The 16,410-nt window shown below is 60.4% G+C and carries 18 protein-coding genes, 1 tRNA gene and 1 pseudogene; 11 read left to right on the forward strand and 9 right to left on the reverse strand.

What is annotated here, in order from left to right:
- Nucleotides 1-71 precede the first annotated feature (71 nt).
- From A3764_RS16185 to A3764_RS16205, 5 genes are all read left to right on the forward strand, one after another.
- Nucleotides 72-1,448: a multicopper oxidase family protein gene (locus tag A3764_RS16185; protein WP_082851116.1), complete on the forward strand. Its 1,377-nt coding sequence runs from the start codon at nt 72-74 to the stop codon at nt 1,446-1,448.
- Nucleotides 1,449-1,468: 20 nt separating this feature from the next.
- Nucleotides 1,469-1,951 (forward strand): cupredoxin domain-containing protein, encoded by a 483-nt coding sequence (locus tag A3764_RS26060; protein ID WP_067928455.1) that lies wholly within the window; start codon nt 1,469-1,471, stop codon nt 1,949-1,951.
- A 24-nt stretch (nt 1,952-1,975) separates the two neighbouring features.
- Nucleotides 1,976-2,263 carry a copper-binding protein gene (locus A3764_RS26065; RefSeq protein ID WP_236628219.1) on the forward strand — a complete coding sequence of 96 codons (288 nt, stop codon included), beginning with the start codon at nt 1,976-1,978 and terminating at the stop codon, nt 2,261-2,263.
- Nucleotides 2,264-2,334: 71 nt separating this feature from the next.
- Nucleotides 2,335-3,567 (forward strand): ABC transporter ATP-binding protein, encoded by a 1,233-nt coding sequence (locus A3764_RS16200; protein ID WP_082851115.1) that lies wholly within the window; start codon nt 2,335-2,337, stop codon nt 3,565-3,567.
- On the forward strand, nt 3,564-4,001 hold the full coding sequence (locus A3764_RS16205) for a copper chaperone PCu(A)C (protein ID WP_161487239.1): 438 nt from the start codon (nt 3,564-3,566) through the stop codon (nt 3,999-4,001). The genes A3764_RS16200 and A3764_RS16205 overlap by 4 nt, the downstream gene beginning before the upstream one ends.
- Nucleotides 4,002-4,091: 90 nt before the next feature.
- Here A3764_RS16205 and A3764_RS16210 read toward each other — a convergent pair whose 3' ends face one another.
- Nucleotides 4,092-4,544, reverse strand: coding sequence for a DUF4442 domain-containing protein (locus A3764_RS16210; RefSeq protein WP_067928464.1), 453 nt, complete (start codon nt 4,542-4,544; stop codon nt 4,092-4,094).
- 105 nt (nt 4,545-4,649) lie between these two features.
- Nucleotides 4,650-5,975: an ATP-binding protein gene (locus A3764_RS16215; protein WP_067928466.1), complete on the reverse strand. Its 1,326-nt coding sequence runs from the start codon at nt 5,973-5,975 to the stop codon at nt 4,650-4,652.
- Between the two features lie 44 nt (nt 5,976-6,019).
- On the opposite strand from A3764_RS16215, the gene A3764_RS16220 reads away from it, so the two are divergent.
- From A3764_RS16220 to A3764_RS16240, 4 genes are all read left to right on the forward strand, one after another.
- Nucleotides 6,020-6,931 (forward strand): MBL fold metallo-hydrolase, encoded by a 912-nt coding sequence (locus A3764_RS16220; protein WP_067928470.1) that lies wholly within the window; start codon nt 6,020-6,022, stop codon nt 6,929-6,931.
- An 82-nt stretch (nt 6,932-7,013) separates the two neighbouring features.
- Nucleotides 7,014-7,088, forward strand: a tRNA-Asn gene (locus A3764_RS16225).
- Nucleotides 7,089-7,516: 428 nt separating this feature from the next.
- Complete coding sequence (locus A3764_RS16235) at nt 7,517-9,487, forward strand: site-specific integrase (RefSeq protein ID WP_067928479.1); 1,971 nt, start codon at nt 7,517-7,519, stop codon at nt 9,485-9,487.
- Between the two features lie 104 nt (nt 9,488-9,591).
- On the forward strand, nt 9,592-10,233 hold the full coding sequence (locus A3764_RS16240) for a hypothetical protein (RefSeq protein ID WP_067928483.1): 642 nt from the start codon (nt 9,592-9,594) through the stop codon (nt 10,231-10,233).
- A 111-nt stretch (nt 10,234-10,344) separates the two neighbouring features.
- Here the strand turns inward: A3764_RS16240 and A3764_RS16245 are convergent, their stop codons facing one another.
- Nucleotides 10,345-10,596, reverse strand: a complete 252-nt coding sequence (locus A3764_RS16245) for a hypothetical protein (RefSeq protein WP_150120938.1) — start codon at nt 10,594-10,596, stop codon at nt 10,345-10,347.
- A 210-nt stretch (nt 10,597-10,806) separates the two neighbouring features.
- Nucleotides 10,807-11,721 carry a LysR substrate-binding domain-containing protein gene (locus tag A3764_RS16250; protein ID WP_067928490.1) on the reverse strand — a complete coding sequence of 305 codons (915 nt, stop codon included), beginning with the start codon at nt 11,719-11,721 and terminating at the stop codon, nt 10,807-10,809.
- 90 nt (nt 11,722-11,811) lie between these two features.
- Here A3764_RS16250 and A3764_RS24785 point away from each other — a divergent pair.
- Both A3764_RS24785 and A3764_RS24790 read left to right on the forward strand, forming a co-directional pair.
- Nucleotides 11,812-12,756: pseudogene (locus A3764_RS24785) on the forward strand (NAD(P)/FAD-dependent oxidoreductase); the annotation flags it as partial.
- 178 nt (nt 12,757-12,934) lie between these two features.
- A complete protein-coding gene (locus A3764_RS24790) occupies nt 12,935-14,215 on the forward strand; it encodes a site-specific integrase (protein WP_236628220.1) in 1,281 nt (426 codons plus the stop codon).
- Here the strand turns inward: A3764_RS24790 and A3764_RS24165 are convergent.
- From A3764_RS24165 to A3764_RS24170, 5 genes are all read right to left on the reverse strand, one after another.
- Nucleotides 14,143-14,460 carry a flagellin N-terminal helical domain-containing protein gene (locus A3764_RS24165; protein WP_082865959.1) on the reverse strand — a complete coding sequence of 106 codons (318 nt, stop codon included), beginning with the start codon at nt 14,458-14,460 and terminating at the stop codon, nt 14,143-14,145. The genes A3764_RS24790 and A3764_RS24165 overlap by 73 nt on opposite strands.
- A 144-nt stretch (nt 14,461-14,604) precedes the next feature.
- The gene (locus A3764_RS16265) at nt 14,605-15,495 is read right to left on the reverse strand and encodes a flagellin N-terminal helical domain-containing protein (protein ID WP_067925851.1); all 891 of its coding nucleotides are present in this window, start codon (nt 15,493-15,495) and stop codon (nt 14,605-14,607) included.
- 106 nt (nt 15,496-15,601) lie between these two features.
- Nucleotides 15,602-15,979 (reverse strand): hypothetical protein, encoded by a 378-nt coding sequence (locus A3764_RS16270; protein ID WP_067925854.1) that lies wholly within the window; start codon nt 15,977-15,979, stop codon nt 15,602-15,604.
- On the reverse strand, nt 15,976-16,284 hold the full coding sequence (locus A3764_RS16275; protein ID WP_201722175.1) for a rod-binding protein: 309 nt from the start codon (nt 16,282-16,284) through the stop codon (nt 15,976-15,978). Before A3764_RS16275 ends, A3764_RS16270 begins: the two co-directional genes overlap by 4 nt.
- Before the next feature lie 12 nt (nt 16,285-16,296).
- Nucleotides 16,297-16,410: flagellar basal body P-ring protein FlgI (locus tag A3764_RS24170; protein ID WP_150122237.1), on the reverse strand; the 114-nt coding region annotated here is incomplete at its 5' end.

Consider the following 16,410-nt stretch of genomic DNA (forward strand, 5'->3'; position numbering starts at 1 on the left):
GAAACCGATGTGACCGCCGCGATCTGGGGCGGGTCGGTCGAGGTCGGAGCAAATGACGAAGGAGAAGACGAATGATCAATCGCAGACAACTCCTGGGCGCCGGCCTGACAGCAGGGGCAGGGGCCGTTCTGGCCAATGCGGGCGCCGCCGCCACCCGCTTTCGCGACCTGCCCGAGGCCGCCTTTACCGACAGCCCATACACGCAGGTGCCGGCCCGACCCACCGATCGGTTCGAATACAACCCCGTGGTCACCCTGAACGGCTGGTCGCTTCCCTACCGGATGAACGGAGACGTGAAGGAATTTCACCTCGTGGCGGAGCCGGTGGAACGGATCATGGCCGACGGCATGATGACCCGTCTCTGGGGCTATAACGGCCAGTCCACGGGCCCCACCATCGAGGCTGTCGAGGGGGAGCGGGTGCGGATCTACGTCACCAACAGGCTGCCCGAGCATACCTCCGTCCATTGGCACGGGCTGATCCTGCCTTCGGGCATGGACGGTGTCGGCGGGCTCAGCCATCCCGGGATCCCGCCGGGGAAGACTTTCGTCTACGAGTTCGACCTCGTGAAGTCGGGCACCTTCATGTACCACCCCCACGCTGACGAAATGGTTCAGATGGCGATGGGCATGATGGGGCTTTTCATCGTGCACCCGCGCGACCCCGCCTTCATGCCGGTGGACCGGGATTTTGCCTTCCTGCTCGCCTCTTACGACATTGATCCCGGCACCTACCTGCCACGGATCATGGAGATGACGGACTTCAATCTCTGGACGTGGAACAGCCGGGTCTTTCCGGATATCGACCCGCTGGTGGTGAACAAGGGGGACCGGGTGCGCGTGCGCTGCGGCAACCTGACGATGACGAACCACCCGATCCACATGCATGGCTACGATTTCGAGGTGACCTGCACTGACGGCGGCTGGGTTCCGAAAAGCGCCCGCTGGCCCGAGGTATCGATCGACATCCCCGTGGGGGCCATGCGCGCCTATGAGTTCGATGCGATCCACGAAGGCGACTGGGCTATCCACTGCCACAAGTCACACCACACCATGAACGCCATGGGCCACGACATTCCGACGTTCATCGGCGCGAACAAGCGCAAGGTGGCCGAAAAGATCCGCCGCGAGCAGCCCGGTTACATGCCGATGGGCACGTCGGGCATGGCGGACATGGGCGAAATGTCCATGGAAATTCCGGGCAACACCATCCCGATGATGGCGGGCTGGGGGCCCTATGGCCCGCTCGAGATGGGGGGCATGTTTTCGGTCGTGAAGGTGCGTGAAGGCATCGACCGCGACGATTACTCCGATCCGGGCTGGTACGAAAACCCCCCGGGAACCCAGGCCTACGAATGGACGGGCGAATTGCCCGAAGTCGCCAGCAATACCACTCCCAAGACGATCCTGACGCCGCGTGGCGGGGGTCACTCGGGGATGGGCCATTGAGCACCAAAAGGAGAACGCTCATGAAGTCACTCGTTTCGTCCCTTGCATTCCTGCTCGTGCCGGTCGTGGCACTGGCCGGCGGCACCCATTCGGGCGGGGACAATCACAACGAGACAATGGCCATCGGCAAACCCGCCGAGGCCACACCCGACCGGACGATCCAGGTCGTGATGAAAGAGGACCACGAAGGCGAGAAACTCTATTTTTTCGAGCCGGAAGAGTTGAGCTTTGCAGCCGGCGAAACCGTGCTGCTGCGCATCGTCAATGAAGGCGAGGAAGAGCACGAATTCGTCATGGATACGGTGGCGGCCAACGCCGAGCACCGGGAACTGATGGCGAAGTTCCCGGAGATGGAGCACGACGACCCCAATTCCGTTCGCCTTCAGCCGGGGCAGGAAGCCGAAATTTCCTGGACCTTCAGCGAAGCGGGCACTTTCGAATTCGCCTGCCTTCTGCCCGGCCATTACGAGAGCGGCATGTATGGCCCTCTCGTCGTCAACTAAGTGTAACCCAAGGAGAACCTGAGAATGAAACTGCTTTCTATCGCAACCGCCCTGATCGTCACCGCCGGCGCAGCCCTTGCCAGCGGTGACCACCCGATGTCCACCGGTACGGTGACCAAGATCGACTCCCAGTGGAACAAGCTGACAATCGATCACGGTCCGCTGGAGAACCTCGACATGCCCGCCATGAAGATGGTCTTCAACCTGGCGGATCCGGCCATGCTCGAAGGACTGGCCGAAGGCACGGCGGTGCGCTTCGTCGCGGATCGTGTGAAGGGCAAGCTGACCGTTACCGAGATCGAGAAGAACTAATTCTCTGAAAGACTTCCGGGGCCGTATCGCCTGCACGACCTGAAGGCAGCTCCGGCCCCGGAGGCAGATCCATGTTTTCCCAGTTCCACGAATTTACCCACCGTATCAGGCAGATGACCGGTTTCGAAGCAGGCGATCAAATTCCTGAATGGCTGCATCTTGCGCTCCATGTCGTTCTGGTGATTGCGCCGCTCGCAACGGTAGCCATATCGATCATCCTGTTATTTCAGCTCTTGAAGCGGCACCTGCGCGAAGGCGTGTTCAGGGCAGGGGAGACCCGTCGCTGGTTCATGCAATCGCCCGTGCTGGGACTGCGTTGGCAGGAGCAGGCCGTTCTTGTGGCACTGGGGCTTCTGGCCCAACCAGTGCTCTATGCGAGCCTCGAACTGCCGAAGCGGATCGTGAACAACGCGATCGATTCCGGGCATTTCCCAATTGAACCATTCGGTATTCGGCTTGAGCAACTCGATCTGCTGATTGCTCTGGCTGTCCTATACCTTTTTACGCTCTTTCTGGGTGGGGTCATCAAATACCGTATCAACGTAAAGAAGGGCGAGATCGGAGAGCGCACTTTGCTGCGCCTTCGGCTGACGCTCTATCGGGCGTGGCGCAAGATACCGCCGGAGGACCGCAAGGCCGATATCATTCCCGTTTCGACCAATGAAATCGAACCCATCGGTGGTTTCACGGGAGAGGTACTGGCCACGCCCGTCTTTCAGGGCGGCACCCTCGTTACGGTTCTGCTGTTCATGATGATGCAGGACCCGGTCTTGGGGGCGGCGGCGCTGACACTGGTGCCGTTCCAGATGTTCCTGATCCCCTTGCTTCAGAAACGCGTCAACCTCCGCATGCGGGCCCGTATATTCGCGGTGCGCCAGTTTGGCGATACGCTGGGCGAGCAGACGACGGAAACCCCCGTGGTGGACGCCCGCGACCGGACCTGCAGCGCGATCAAGGACATGCAGACCACCCGCCTTTCGCTACAGCGGGCGAAATTCCTGCAAAAGGCTGTCAGCAATTTCCTGATGTCGCTGACCCCGTTCCTGCTCTATTCGATCGGCGGCTGGCTGGTGATCGAAGGCCGCCTGTCCCTCGGGGCGCTGGTGGCGGTCATTGTCGCCTTCAAGGATTTCTCCGCGCCATTCCGAGCGCTCCTGATGTATTACCAGAATCTTTCCGACGTGAAGCTGCGGGCCACCGAATACACGGCCTTTTTAGCCAGATGCGGGTTCAGAGAGGGCAGGGTGTGGAGCCCGCTTGCCGGCATGCAGGTCACCTACGACCCGGTAGGTGTTGCCACATGAGCAGGCTTCTCATGGGCGGTGTCCTCGCCTTCTTTGCCTTATCGTCGTACGCGGCAGTGGCGAGCGGCCTGCGGCAGGAGACCGAGGGCCTCTATGGAATTTCGATCAGCGACGTCAGCGTCGAAGCTGCACAAGCCATGGCCGACGCCAAGGTGACGATGAAGGTTCAGAACCTCTCCAGCAGCAGCGTTGTGCTGGAGGACGTCGCCTCTGACGTGTCGGAGGGAGGCGAGCTGTTCTACAAGGACAGGTTCGGCACCAACCCCGCAAGTGCCGGTTTCACCTTGCTTCAGAACGAAACCCTCGATCTGTCGAGCTCCCACCTCGGGCTGCGGTTGACCGGCCTGAAACAGAACCTCGTCGCGGGCGATCACCTGATGCTTGAACTGCGGTTCAGAAGCGGCTCCGTCACCGTTCAGGCGCATGTGGAGTAGGGCGGTTCTAACTTAACTCCGGGGCGCAGGGGTGTAGCGCCAGATGGAAGGCGCCCCGACAGGTGGATGACCGCCCGTCAGGCCATCACGTCACTTCCGTTTCGCGCTCACGTGCCAGTTTACGGTCATTTCGGCCACCGTCTCACCAGCTTCGTCGCGGATGGTGACAGTGACGTCGAAGGCGACTTTGCCGGCGTCACGCAGGGTTTCGAGCAGGTCGGCCCCGGGGCGGGAGGTTTGGCCCGAAGCGGTCAACTTCCCCTTCGCGATCCGGGTAAAGGCGATCTGCGCGTTCGCCGCGACGGGGCGCATGTCCATGATCACCGGGGCCAGCGCGCCCGCAACCGCCGCGCCGGAGGCCGCTTCGCCCAGCGTGAACATCGCACCCGCGTGCTGCGTGGCAATATGGTTGGAGGTCTCTTCGCGTTGTTCCAGTTCTGCCTCGGCCTCACCGTCGGCAACTTTGGTCAGTACCACGCCCACGTGATTGGCAAAGGGGATTGCAGTGCTCAGGTGGTGTTTGATCATGTCATAGGGGGTCATCGCGCGCTCCGCTGATAGGTCTGGCGCATATTCTGGCAAAGGCGTTCCGGGCGGGCAATCCTGTCGCCGGGTCACCGTGAAGGGTGCCGGTGGGTCATCCGCCGCTCAGCGGCCGATCACGATGTCCGCCTGCAAGCCGCCAAGCCGTTCCGATCGGCCCAGCCGCAGGACGCCACCGTGGGCGCGTGCGATATCGGTGGCAATTGCGAGGCCGAGGCCCACACCCCCGCCGCGGTCCTGATTCCGCGCGGGATCGAGGCGGCTGAATGGGCGGATGGCCTCGCTCCGCCGGTCTTCGGGGATGCCGGGGCCGTCATCTTCGACCCTGACGCGCAGCGTACGCGCGGTAAGCAGTACCGAAACCTCCGCCCGTGAACCATAGCGCACGGCGTTCGATAGCAGGTTGTCCACCGCCCGGCGAAAGGCGGTCTCCCGCAATTTGACCTTTCCGCTGCCCTCGCCCTCGGCAGGACGCAACGTCACATCTCGCCCGGCCCGCTGTGCATCGCCCACGATCCGCTGGACCAGTGCATGGGGGTCGATCGGTTCGGGCTCCCCCTCGGAGGTACCCTTGGCGAAGTCGAGGAACTCATCCAGCATCCGCTGCATATCGTCCACGTCTTCGCGCAGGGGGGCTGCGTCCTCCTCGTCCAGCATCGACAGGCCGAGCCGCATCCGGGTGAGAGGGGTGCGCAGGTCATGGCTGACACCCGACAGCATCAGCGTACGCTGTTCGATCTGCCGCTCAATGCGGTTGCGCATGTCGACAAAGGCGTTGCCGGCGGCACGGACCTCTACGGCGCCGGCCGGGGAAAACGGCTCATGCCGGCCCCGGCCGAAGGCTTCCGCAGCACGCGCCAAACGCTTGATCGGGCGTAATTGATTGCGCAGATAAAGCGACGCGATGATCGTTATTATGACGCCGAAAAATAGTGTGTATACAAACATTTGGTGCGGGTTGGCAGCCGAGATGCGCCGCCTGTCGAAACCGAGCGCAAGGTTGCGCCCCTCGTGGCGCAGGTAGACCGTGACCCTGCCGTTTTCCCCCAGATCGACACTGCGAAAACCCGGCAGGTTCGCTTCGAGCCGCGCCGCAAAAACCCGGCCAGAATAATCATACCAGACCCAGATGTGATCGCGGGGCACGGCCCCTTCGGGAACCTCCGCCACGCTCATCGAAAGCGTATCCGTCACCTGCGCGAAGACCGCGTCCTGAGCCGCCGGAATATCCCCCGGCTCCAGCGTAGAGAGAACCAGCGCGATTTCCCGCAAAACGGTAGCGGTCATCTGCGAAGTAACACCTTCGAAATGCCGCTGGGCAAAGATGACGGTGACGACCAGTTGCAAAAAAACAACCGGTAATAGAAGAATGAGCGCGGCGCGGCCATAAATCCCGCGTGGCATGTATCGTTTGAGCCAGTTAAAGAACATGCCATAAGTTTAGCCACGCAACCAATACTGCGAAAGGCCCGAAGATGCAGATGCCTGACGACTTTCACCCCGCGCCCGGCGTACCCGAAACACTGGAACCGGGGCTGCGGCGCATCGTGGCCAACAATCCCTCTCCCATGACCTACCGGGGCACGAATACCTATCTGGTGGGGGAGAAGGGCCTTGCCGTGATCGATCCCGGCCCGGCGAGTGACAGCCATCTTGCCGCAATTCTGGATGCCGTTCAGCCGGGCCAGAAGATCACCCATATCGTCGTGACCCATAGCCATACCGACCATTCGCCCCTGTCCCGCGCGCTCTCTGCGGAAACGGGCGCGCCGGTGCTTGCATACGGTTCGGCCACCGCCGGCAGATCCGCAGTGATGGAGGCTTTGGCCACGAACAGCCAGATCGCGGGCGGGGAGGGTATCGATGCCGAATTCGTCCCCGACATCACTGTTTCTGATCGCGAAACGATCTGGGGCGATGGATGGTCGCTCAAGGCGCTGCATACGCCGGGCCACATCGGCAACCACCTGTGCTTCGCCTGGAATGATGCCTGCTTTACCGCCGATACGGTCATGGCATGGTCCACCTCGCTCGTATCGCCCCCGGATGGTGACCTCACGGATTTCATGGCCTCCTGCCGCAGATTGCAGGAGCACAGCTGGCGCATCTTCTATCCCGGCCACGGCCCGGCGGTAACCGAGCCCGCGAAGCGGTTGAAATGGTTGATTCAACATCGCCAGAGCCGGGAGGGGGAGATCTTGGGGAAACTTTCCCAGTCCCCGGCCACCGCGCGCGAACTCGCCGCCGCCATCTACGTGGATACACCGCCCGCCCTTCTGGGCGCAGCCACGCGTAATGTGTTGGCGCATCTTATTGATCTGGCAGGGCAAAACAAGGTTGTGATCCGGGGAAACCTGACGGCCGACACGACCTTCGAACGCAGGTGACGCGCTGGTTCAAGGAAATCCGGAAACCGGGCAAAAACCCTCTGGACGCGCCAAAACCCCCCTGCTATATCGCCCAGACCGTTCCGGCGTAGCTCAGCGGTAGAGCAGTTGACTGTTAATCAATTGGTCGTAGGTTCGATCCCTACCGCCGGAGCCAACCTCACCTGAAGTGGTTGGAAACAAACGAAAAAGCGCTCCCTCGGGGGCGCTTTTCGCGTTTCGGACACCGGTTTTGACACTCCGCCTTACACACTCCGGACACACCGGAGTCACAAGGAGTCAGACCCGGTGCCGCACACCCGTTCCAAGCACGCCCAAATTCCCCATCTCGAACTGCGTCCCCAAGGCTATGTCTGGCGGCGCCGTCTCCCCCGCGCGGTTCTCGAATCGGCTCACATCCCTGGATTGTGCCAGCGGCCCGAATTTCGCCCTATCAGAATCAAACCAACGCCAAACCATCGGATTCTCCGCAGCGGGTCAGGCCGTTCCGACCCCGCGCTAAGAACGCAAGCGCGAAATTTGGGGATTCAAACCCCAATTGCGGGAATCCCCATATGTCTTTCCCTGAAAACACATGCCTTTTCGGTGGCCGCGGAGCTTGCACGCAGGCTCAGCACCCTCAGCGATCAAGTCTTTCTCTACGCCACCGCCACCATGAACCTCTTGCCGGAAACCACCAAGGATATCCTGACCACGCTCGCGCGCTTCGAAATCGAGGCGACCGATCGCGAGCGTGCGCTGGGCGATCCGCGGTCCCCGCAGCTCGCACAGGCGGCGCTGGAACGGGAAGCGGCCCGGCAAGCAGTCTTGCGGCAAGCATTCTTCGAACGGGACTATGCGGTGGCGCAGGAGCCTCTACGGCATGTCGCGGCACATCTCGGCATCAAGCTTCCGGAAGCCGGCTGCGAGGATGCACGGATCCTGGCCTATGAGGCCACGCGCGTGATGCTGGACAACAGCGAGGAGAAGGCCCGGCGGGACCGGGGCATCTTTCCCGGCCCCAGCCCCTACTTCGCCCGCGCGATCGCCGAGGAAACATCCTTGGGCATTCCCGCCCAACCAACCGTCTCGGCCATCGCCGAGCCCCTCATCGACAAGGAAGATGCCATGAAACTATTCCCTCCCTCCCGGTTTGCCGCGCGTGATCACGCAACCAAGCCTCCCTCCGCGCCAGATGAAGCTTCGGACCAGCCAGTCAGCAGCAAGGAAGAGGATCTGCATGAACTGCTCAGAAGTCGGGGTGTGCTGCAGTCCTGCACTCCCGAGATCCTCGCGATCCTGGAAAAGCGAGAAGCCATGACCGTCGATGAAGGATTTATGGTCTATCTGGCCCTTAAAGGCGCCGGTTTTGGGGAGGAATGGCAAAAGCATCAGAAGCCAGACGCGGCGGTCGGAGAGGCCTGGGCACGATCATCCTTACCCGGGCTCACGACTGCCTCCAAGTTTTGGGGGCAGGAGATGGGCACTTGCGAAATCTCAAGAGTGTCATCGGAGTTGATTGAAGCGACGATCAAGCTCATCCGCGAAACCATCGCTCGTCATGGGAAAGGGCCAAAGAACACGGCCGCAACCTACCGGGCGTTGGCCGCCAGAGTAGAAGCCCGAGAAGCCGTAGCGATGGACCGGGCCGAACGGGGGTTGCGGCGGCAGGGCTGCACAAATGAAGCCATGATCCGCGACGCGCGCCTCGCGGAGATGGAGCCACGGATGCGCGTGGAAACTTTCCTGAAACATGTGCGCTCTGCGAACCGTGTTGGCTCGATGTTGAAGGACCTCGGGGTGATCGACGACAACCCTTTCAGGATTTGCACGTTCTCCTCGCGAGAGGAGGAAGCTCTGAAAAAGACCGAACAGAACATCGCGCGGGAACCCTGGGATGACCGGCTCGACGAGCTGCTGGCGACCCCAGTATTCCAAGGCAAGGCCCAGGACGAGGCGGATCCCCTGTTTTGGATGCCTCTGATGGGCCTCCTGATGGGCACGCGGATGGAAGAAGCCGCCCAGGCGGGACCGGGTGATGTTCAGTCCGATGAAGGGATCGCTTACCTGATCGTCCGCCAGGCCCTGGGGGATAGCGTCAAGTCAGCGAACGCGACCCGCAAGATCCCGGTGCATCCGGTCCTGGTCGAGCTCGGCTTCCTGGAGTTCGTGAAACACGCCAGGAAGAGGGGGGATCGCCGCCTGTTCCCGTCTCTCACCCGCGGCGCGAACAAGAGGACGTATTCCGAGAAATTCACCAAGGCCTTCGGCTATTACCGTCGCTCCAATGATGTCTACTGGCACGGCCTTGATTTCCATGCCCTGCGCACCACATTCCACCACCGCCTGATGAACGCGGCCTGTCCGGGGGCGCACCGGCGCAAGCTGATGGGCCACGAGCCTCTCGATGAAGGCGAGCGCGCCTACGCCCAGAAGGGGATCAGCATCGCGAGCCTCTTCGAGCAGGTGAAGAAGATCCCGTTTGATGCAACCCGGGTGCAGAGCCCGATACCCGGGTTTCCGGAACGGCCACAGGAAGCCCAAGGGTTGCGCCTGGTGCAGGGGAGCAAGGCATGACGCGGAACGCGCCAAAATCAAAGTCGATGAACGAGTATCGCGCTCCCGGACCTACCGGGAGCGCGCATTCGTGCCCTCTCGAGGTGACCCGGAAAGACGGCTCCGTGACGGCCACCGGTCTCGCCGATCCGCGGTCCTCCAAGCCCACCCACGTCGCTGTCAACTTCGATGGCGCGTCGCTTTCAGTCGCGGCCACTTCTCATTCCAACTGGCAGCAACCGGTCAAAGGCGCCATCTCGCTTCCGCTCGATTTGAGAGATCCGTCTGCCATCTTTCCCATTCTTGAGGGAAAGAAGCCCTGGCAAGCCTGGCCTGAGATCGAAACGCTGGTGCGCCAGGCCCTTGCCGACCTTCAGATCTCCCGCCGCATGGCGATTGTCTTCGATCGGCACCTGCTTGTTCTGAGGGCAGTCAGCAATGGTCCCGAGACGTCGAAAATGCTGAGAGACCTCGGTTCGAACAAAGCTGGCCAGAAGGCGCTCTTCATGCAGGAAGGCGTTGGGTTGGACATGAAGAAAGATGAATGCATGAGCCAGATGCGTAGCATTCTCGATACACGCTCAACCGACCCTCGCATCCTATCCGCCTTTGCCAATGCCCTGCGATACTATCAGGAGCTCGCGAGCGAAAAGCGGAGGCGTGAAAGCCTGACGGAGTGCGAGAGAGCTGATGAGCATCTTCGCCGGCTTGAAGAAGCGCAGCGCAGTCGCCAGCGGATGAAAGGCGCAGAAGCGCGCAGGACGTAGCCGCTCAGAAATCGCATGCCCTGACCATCGATGCTGCCCCGAAGATCCTCGGATTGAGCAAGGGACGGCAGCTGTTAGGCCACAACTGCCGCCGCTTGAGCATACTCTTACTTAACAGCTATACCTCAGCGCTTCTGCAATCGTCGCGACCCCCTCTTCTTGAGTGATGCAGCACATCGCATTTGCAATGCTCGCCGCCGCCTCCGGAACCACACAGGCCTCCTTGATCATCTCGAGCTGATCTTCGTCAAAATCCCAGATGCCAAAGCATGCCGGGAGGTCTTCGGTCTCCTCATCACTATCTGCCCATTCGATCAGCTCGTATGTGAAATCTTCTGCCGTCTTCGTTTCTTCGTAAGTCATATCCGTCTCCATTCTTGTGATCAGGAGATCGGACCGTTTGCCGAAGACGGAAACGATTTTTCGCATTTTTTTGCATCTCGTTACGATGTAGCAAGGACTCCTCTCGGCCCATACCGGACTTTCGTTACACCATGCGCTGCCGCAGTGCAGCGTTCAAGTTTATGAGTTCATATTCGCGGGGTGCCAACGCAAGCCCTATTGCCCAGATGACTAAAATTGAGTGCGAGGAAATGCCTCGAAACGAGCGTTCACCAACCTCAAGAATTGGCCGGCGACGCGTGAAGGCTGACGGGTTGCGGGAAGCAGCAGATCGTAGCGAAAGGGCTGGGCCGGTGACAGTGGTCGCACGACGCAGCGTCCGAGTTCGGAAAAATGTCTCGCAGTCACTGGCTCCACGATCGAAACTCCCGCGCCTGCCGCGACCATCTCGCAAATCGATGCGGACAATTGCGCTTCGGCGACAATCCGGGGGCGGGCGTCGCCAAGTGATAGAAAGGCATCTGTCTCCGACCTTGTGCCGATTTCTGCCCCAAGTGCGATAAAGGGCCGTTGATCGAAGTCCTTAGGCTCAAGCACGGTTTTTCGTTCAAGCTCATGTCCGGGCGGAAGCACAGCCAGCATCGGCCCCGTAAACAGCGGACGGCGCAGAACAGCGGGATGATCATTATCCAGAGCTGCAAAACCGAGGTCGAACTGTTGCGAACTGAGATGACGTAGCACCGCTTGGGAACTGCGGGTGCGTAGAGACACGGCGATGCCCGGTTCTTCGGCGATAAATTCGGCGATAACATCGGGAAGGAACTTCAGCGCGAGGGCCGGCATTCCGGCGATGAGCAAGCTACCTGTCCGGAAATCTCGGATATCTTCGATCACCCGTGAAATTTCTGCCATGCCGACAAAAGATCGCTCGACCTCTTCATAGAGCGCCCGGGCTTCAGGAGTGGGCACGACCTGCCGCCCCTGGCGCTCAAACATCTCGAAGCCAGCCGCATGCTCCAGATCAGCAATAAGCTTGCTGACAGAGGGCTGTGTCGTCCCAAGCACCTGCGCGGCGGAGGTGACCTTGCCGGTCTCCATCACCGCGCGGAAGGCTTCAATTTGTCGGTGTGTGAGCCGGCCGATCATGGTGATATATAACCTCAGAGAATGAATGACGAAAATATTACGATTATTCTTATGTGATCAACCCTGCGATTTTGGACTCGGAGGAATCACATGCAGCATTGCGACCCTGAAATCACGATCGTCGGCGGCGGCCTTGTCGGCCTATCTGTCGCGCTCGGTCTGCTTTCGGCTGGAAGGCGAGTGCGGGTGCTGGACGGTGCTGACGGGGACGCGCGGGCTTCACAGGGGAACTTCGGGCTTATCTGGGGACAGGGCAAGGGCTGGGATTTCGCGCCCTATGCGAACTGGACGATGGATGCGCTGGTCGCCTGGCCGAGTTTCGCACGCCAGATGAAGGAGCTTTCAGGCATTGATGTGGCTTTGGATCAGTCGGGTGGGTATGAGTTCTTTACCGATCCAGCCGAGATGGCCGGTTTTGCAGCGCAGCTTGAACAGCAAGCCGCCCATCTAAACCACCGTGCCAGCTTTGAAATTCTGACCGGAGATGACCTGCGCAGTCAATTGGGGGGCATCGGGCCGGAAGTCGTCGGAGCGAGTTTTTCGCCCCGTGACGGACATGTGAATCCGCTTCGTTTTCTTCGGGCACTCCGCTGTTCCGTGCAAGCCTTGGCCGGATGCGTGACCATGGGCGCGACCGTTTCCACGATCACGCCAGAGCCGGACGGTGGCTTCTCGCTTACGTTGGCGAATGGTCAAACCCTTGGAGCCGAAATGGTTGTGCTCTGCGCAGGTCTTGGCTCGATCGCTTTGGCCAGCGAACTTGGGTTTGAGACTCAGGTAAGGCCGCAACGTGGCGAGCTCCTGATTACCGAAAAACTTGGGGACCGGTTGCCGTTCCTTTCCAGCACCATCCGTCAGGTCGACGAAGGTGGTATCCAGATCGGCGGCACCAAGGCGGAAACAGGGATGGACGACAGCGAGAGCCTTGACGTCATGGCAAGCCTCGCGCGCCATGCTGTGACCGTGTTCCCCGCGCTCGCAGATGTGCGGGTGGTCCGGGCCTGGGGAGCGCTGCGAGTAATGTCTCCTGACGGCTACCCCGTCTATGCCAAGTCTGCCGCGCACCCTGGCGCCTTTCTTGTGACCTGTCACAGCGTTTACACGTCTTGCCTCCGAACCAGAGTTTGCCCGCTTCGGGTTCATCGCGGCCCCGCACCCGTTCGAAGACGGACGCGACAAGTTCCGAGTGAAGCCAGATCAAATCGCTCCCCTGATGAGGGAGTTCGATACGCGCGTGGCCCCGTGGGCACAGGGACAGGCTTCGCGCGACGGACTGACCCGGGCGGAGTTCATCGCGCAACTGGACCGCAACGAGGCCGTCGGCACTGTCTGCGACAAGAAGGCGAAGCTGCGCGCCAAACGGCTGGAAAAAGCCGGGAGACCGGGTCAGTCCAGTCGGCAAGACGCTCCCAGCCGCTCCGAATTGCTGCGGCAGGCCGGCTTCCTGGTCGGCAAGCATACTTGGAGCGACAAGACCCTCGCGACACGCCGGGGCTACATCGTTTCGCTGGCCAAGGCGGTCGCCTCATCTACCGAGGTCTTGCCGGATACCATCGAAGAGCTCACCGATCCGGAATTCCTCGATGTCGCTGCGGAGACCCTGAAGGAGGTCAATCAAGGCGAATACCCAAGTGCCTATGTGACCAGCGTGCTCAAAACGGCTCGAAAGATCGCCCGTGACTATCTCTGCCGCCCGCCTGAGGATCTCCGGGAGATCGATGACACGATCGCCCTTCAAAAGGTGAGTTACCAAGGTATCGCGCCCAGGAACATGGCCAAGCTGCGCCAGTTCAACGACACGCGGATACAGCAGGCCATTGATCTGAGCGCAGTGCTGCTACGTGACATCGAGGCCTCGATCCAGCGAAAGCGCCAAGCTGCGCGCAAGTCAGACGGCTCCCTTCCGAGGGCCGCCGAAGTGATCGACCCGGAGCTTGGTCGCGACATCATGGCCGCCTTGGCACATGACATCCTGCTCGCACGCGCTCCCCGAAGTGAGAACGTCGTGAAGGGGAGGCTGGACTGGGTGACCTGGCAGGATGGTCGGGCGCGTATAGTAGTGCCCGCTGCCCAGGTGAAGATGCGGAGCGCTGGCGATGCAAATCTGACCATCCAACTCGGAAAGGCCGCAAGCAAGCTGCTCAAAACCTATCTGGAGACCGTGCGCCCGGCGATACTGGCTGCTTCGCAGAAGGAGAACCCGTATCTGTTTCCCGCGCAGGGGAAAACCAATGCCGACGGCCACTACGCCGGCCTTCTCAAGCGGGTGACCGCCCGATTGCACCGAAAAGTAGGGGTCCGCATCAATCCGCACCTCTACCGCCATCTGATCGGTTGGATCTGGCTAAGGGACAGTCTGGATAACCTGCCAAAGGTCCAGCGTTTGTTGGGCCACAAGCGCCTCCAGACAACCATCGACCACTATGCGGAGCTGGACGAGACCCTAATCTCCGAAGAGTGGCTCGCGCGTCTCGATCGTCGCTCAGCGGCGTGACCAACCTCCCACCGGGCGGTCGACACGGAATTCTTCGCAAGGGTCAGACCCTCGTTGACGGCTTTGTTCATGCCGCTTTCGGAATTCATCGTCGTGGAAATGGAATAATAGGACGCGTTGTCCTTGGCGGAGGAGACCTTCAGACCGGTGGAAATGCGGTTCTGTGTCTCGCCGAGCTGCTCGTTGATGCCGCGCAATGTCGAAAGCGCGCCCATCGCCGATGTATTGGTGAGGATTGAGGACATGGTAGTTTCTCCATACTTTTCTAGTGGATTTCAAAGTCGTCGTTCTGACAACCGCAAGGTCTTGTCCGTCCTGAGGGTAGACTTCCGGCCCCGGATCAGATGATCAGGGGCCGGAAGGTAATATTTATGATCTCAATTTAATCATTAACGGAACAGGCTCAGGATGTTCTGCGGCGCCTGGTTAGCGATAGAAAGGGACTGGGTCGCGAGCTGCTGCTGAACCTGAAGCGACTGAAGGCGCGCGGCCTCCTGCTCCATGTCGGCGTCAACCATCGATCCAACCCCGGCGTCCAGCTTGTCGGTCAGCTCACTCAAGAAGTCCTGTTGAGTTTCGATAGCCTTTTCAGCGATACCGAGCTGAGTTGCGGAATTAATGACAACTTTCAGGAAGTTGTCGGCATTCTTAAGGTCGTCTTCCATCGTTACCGTTTCGGTGGTAACGTCCACGCCGCCGAAGGCCAGCGCGACGGAAGCCAAGTCTAGTTCATTCATGTTGATGGAGGTGGTCGAAAGTGTACCGTCAGAGTTGCGGGTGATGCCCGAGGTCACTGTCACCGCGGTTTCGACCGAGGCCATATTGACGCTACCGTCGGTCGGCGCGGTGTAGGCGGCGGCAGCGACGGCGGGGCCGCCAATCAGGTTTTCGCCGTTGAACGACGACTGCGCAATGGTCGTGTTCATCTGCTCGACAAGAGAATCGAGTTCCTTTTGCACTTGCGCCTTGTCGACGCCGTCGTTCTGCGAAAAGCTCAGACGATCGACGAACTTCTGGGCCAGATCCTTCATCGTCTCGGCACCCAGACGTGCGGTGGAAACGGAGTTCTTTGCCAAAGTCAGCCCCTCCCGCACAGATTTATTCATGCCGCTTTCAGAATTCATCGTGGTCGAGATCGAGAAGTAGGACGCGTTGTCCTTGGCCGAATTGACCTTCATGCCTGTGGAGATGCGGTTCTGTGTCTCGGACAGGTTGCTGTTTACGCTCCGCAGTGTGGAGAGAGCATTCATTGCGGAGCTGTTTGTGAGGATAGAAGACATGTGTAGTTCCAGTACTATTCTTAGTAATCCATGTCGTCATTCTGACAACTGCGGAATTATCCGCTTGGTTTGTGGTTTGATGCATGATTCTGTCAGGAATATGGCATCAGATGGTCTTGTCGACGGCTACTGAACCTGTAGCCATAATGTCACGTTTCATGCCGGAACGGCCATAAACGCCCGCCATTCCATGGCGTCCGCGGATATGGCGCACCTCGGCGATGATCTCGGATGTGGCGCTCTGCGCCTGCTCCAGATGCTGCGCGTCGCGCAGAATCAATCCTTTCAATGCACGCAAGCGCTCGGCTTCGACGGCCTGGGGATTCCGAGCCAGTTTCTGTTCCAGTTCCGCGCCCAGCCGGGCCTTTTCGCTTTCGTAATCGACCAGCACCGCGAAATCGCCCGCTTCAAGCGCGGCGATCTCCTTGTGCAGGATGCGTTCAAGGGCCTCGATGGTGGCCAGTGCCTCGCGCTCTGTGGTCATCTTTCGCGCCCCGTCTGATACCGCAGGATCGCCGTTTCGATCCCGTCGGCGATCCCGGTGGAGCCCTGGTCGGCAATGCTGCGTCCGATGGCGTCGGACAGGAAGCTGCGCCAAGTCTCTTCTGCATGGCCACCGCCGAAATTGCCGATCTCGACGGTCGAAAGCATCTCGTCCACCATCTGGCCGAGGAACATCGCCTCGAACTCCTTGGCCGAGTCACGGGCGGCGCTCACCTGCGTCTGTGCCTGCGTGCCGGGCACTGTACCGGCGGCGGGCCGTGTCATCGAAAGAGGGGGGATCTCCATCCGGTCGCTCCTCTATATGATCACGAGATCGGCGTGCAGCGCGCCGGCGGCCTTGATGGCCTGAAGGATCGAAATGGTCTCCGTCGCGCCGACACCGATGGCGTTCAGCCCGTCCACCAGACGCTG

Origin of the sequence: Sulfitobacter sp. HI0129 (genome assembly GCF_001635395.1) — a bacterium.
Lineage (GTDB): Bacteria > Pseudomonadota > Alphaproteobacteria > Rhodobacterales > Rhodobacteraceae > Sulfitobacter.